The following is a 482-nucleotide window of genomic DNA, read 5'->3' as shown; positions in this document are numbered from 1 at the left end:
GGCGGGCGTGGCCGACGGCGGCGGCCCGCCGGCGGGCCGCGGGGACGGGCCGCCGCCCCCGCCCGGGCCCACCACGGCCTCCACCTTCCACTGCACGCCGAAGGCGTCCGCCAGCGCCTGCCGCAGCACCTCCTCGCTGCCGCCGTTGACAAAGCTGTCCCGGGCTCCGGCGCTGCTGAAGGCGACCTGCAGCGTCGTCCCGTCAAAGCCGCTGACGTGTGCGTTCTGGCTGAGCAGAATCCAGGTGAAACGGCGCTTGGTCTTCACCGCCTCCAGGATCTGCGGCCACATCTGCTGCACCCGGGACGGATCCCCGCCCCCGCCGGCCGCCGGCCCCTGCGAGGGCGACGGCCCCGCTGCTGCCGGTTCTGCCGGAGCAGTGGCGGCGCCTCCCCCTCCGCTGCCGCCTCCCGAGCCGCCGCTGCCCGCACCGGCCCCGGGCCAGGCTCCCGGCCGTGACGGCCCCGCGGACGCGCCCGCTC

Annotated in this window: 1 pseudogene; it reads right to left on the bottom strand. The window is 78.0% G+C overall.

Annotation, left to right across the window (positions count from 1 at the left end):
• A pseudogene (locus tag GQS09_RS30185) lies at nucleotides 1-482 on the bottom strand (DNA polymerase III subunit gamma and tau); the annotation flags it as partial.

This window comes from Streptomyces sp. YIM 98790, from assembly GCF_011421595.1.
In the GTDB taxonomy this organism is placed as follows: Bacteria; Actinomycetota; Actinomycetes; order Streptomycetales; family Streptomycetaceae; genus Streptomyces.
The sequence above is the reverse complement of the archived record's forward strand: the minus strand, read 5'-3'. Positions and strand labels throughout refer to the sequence as shown.